The 2,212-nt window shown below is 31.6% G+C and carries 2 protein-coding genes; both read right to left on the bottom strand.

Annotated elements, in window-relative coordinates:
• Positions 1–16 precede the first annotated feature (16 nt).
• Positions 17–1,546 (bottom strand): serine hydrolase domain-containing protein, encoded by a 1,530-nt coding sequence (locus CXF67_RS09430; protein ID WP_102088531.1) that lies wholly within the window; start codon positions 1,544–1,546, stop codon positions 17–19.
• A gap of 243 nt (positions 1,547–1,789) precedes the next feature.
• Positions 1,790–2,212 (bottom strand): WG repeat-containing protein (locus tag CXF67_RS09425; protein ID WP_145990438.1); only part of this gene is annotated, 423 nt, incomplete at its 5' end.

Below are 2,212 nucleotides of genomic sequence, written 5' to 3'. Positions count from 1 at the left end.
TACCTTTTCGTTGTTTTTAATTTATTACTTTGGTAAATGTTAGTCCTTTCCAAGTAGCTTTTTCTACAGTATTTTTATTTAAAGTAAATTGGATTGGAAAACCACCTATTTTTGCCATTTGTACTCTAATAGCATTTGTTGTGTGTGGGGTTGCTATATCAGATTTTAGGTTACCAATGATAACTACCAATTTGTTTTCTTCAACTTCTTGTACTATTAAGGAACCAAATAAATCACTTCTATAAGTTCCAACATAAGAAGAGAAAGGTAGTTCGAGCTTCCAAGGTCTTTTTGCGATTTCAATCATATATTCATTATCTGATGCAATTGCTTGCGCATAATCTTTATGGTACTTTTTCATTTTTTCTTTATAGTAAATATCTAAATTTTCTCTTTTTGAGAAATAATCAAATACATAAGCACTAAGTAAAGTATTAAGGTATTGACTCATCTCTGCTTCGTTTGCCATTATAACTACACCAAGCCCAGTATTACGCACAAATGAGAATTGAGCATGCATACCGTTAAACCCGCCATAATGATGAACGAGAGAGTCTCCTATTGGATTAGTAGCTATGTTCCAACCGTAACCATAACCGAAGCGTTTAAGGTCATACCACTCTCTATCCTGCTCGGCATGTTTTAACTGGCTATTGTTAACTAAACTAGAGTCGATTATTTGTTCTTCATCAATTTTACCATTGTTTAATTGTACGATCATCCATCTTGCCATGTCTTGGGCAGTTGATATTATACCACCAGCGGCATGCATTGTATTATCCTTTTTTTCTAGAGAAAGACGAGTTAATTGATTTTTATCATTATTTTGTGTGTGTGGTTTTGCAATTTCCCAACCTTGCTTTATAGCCGTAGACATACGTGTACTTGTATGATTCATTTTTAAAGGTTTTAGTACTTCTTGCTCAACCAATGATTTCCAATCAGCACCCAATTCTCTTTCCATAATCATTTCTAGAATATTGTATCCTATATTGGTGTATTCAAATTCGCCAAAGGGAGCATTGGTGTTGACTACTGTAAATTGTTCCAATAATCCAAGTAATTTATCTTTATCATAAGAACCTGTGTATGCTTTTAAATTCCCTATGGGGCGATTTTCTATTCCAGATGTATGTACAATTAAGTGTTCAATAGTAATGCTATCGGCTTTAAGCTCTGGCGCAAAATTAATTTCTGGAAAGGATGCCGCTAATGATTTATCAAAATCAAGTTGGCCTTTAGATTCGAGAATTAAAGCAGCCATTGCTGTGAACGATTTGGTAATTGAAGCAATATAAAAAAGGGTGTTTTCACTAACTTTTATATTTTTATCGACATTAGCTATTCCTAGATATTTCTCAAATATGATACGGTCGTCTTTTACGACCGATATGGCCATTCCATATTTTGTTCCAAATTCGTTTGTAGCTAATTCTATAAAATCAGTGTAGGCTTTATTGAACTCAGGATAATCTAATTTTTCTGTCTTGCTGCAAGAGCTTAAGAAGAGTAAGAATATTAGCAGTGTAATTGTTGTTGTTTTCATATGTGTTAGACTGTTTTAATTAGGGTAATAATTATGTCTTGATAGACTGGTTTTATAAAATAAAATATTTAAATATATTCTCTTATTGCTTTAGTTGCTATAGTACAATAAATCGATTCGTTGGGTTCAATTATTGAATTTTCATTTTTATTCTCAAATAAAGGCAACGTTTTGATTAGGAATAGTTTTTTGAGTTAGCTGTTAACTTTGCAATTACATATACCCATTTTTCGCTTCAAGATTTTAAAGCTGTATTTGTTTCATTTTTCCGTTTTTTGTGACAATTGCAATAGAGCCTTCAATTTTAAAACTATCATATTTACAAGGAATGATTGTTTCTCCATATAAATTCATCAACCCACGCTTGTTGTTTTTAAAGGTAAAGACAAAATTTTCTTCAATTTCAAATTCATCATATTCGCAAGGAATGATTGTTTCTCCATATAAATTCATCAACCCACGTTTGTTGTTTTTAAAGGTAAAGACAAAATTTTCTTCAATTTCAAATTCATCATATTCGCAAGGAACAATTGTTTTACCGTCTAGATAGAACAATCCATGTTTATTATTTTTTGTAACAAACACCAAGTTTTCCTCGATTTTAAATTCGTCAAAGTCCTTAGAGAAATCAACTTTTCTGTCTTCACTTTTTAATTCAGCTTTTTG

The organism is Psychroflexus sp. MES1-P1E, assembly GCF_002836055.1.
Taxonomy (GTDB): domain Bacteria; phylum Bacteroidota; class Bacteroidia; order Flavobacteriales; family Flavobacteriaceae; genus Psychroflexus.
Note: the sequence above shows the minus strand (reverse complement) of the source record. Positions and strands in the feature narration are given on the sequence as shown.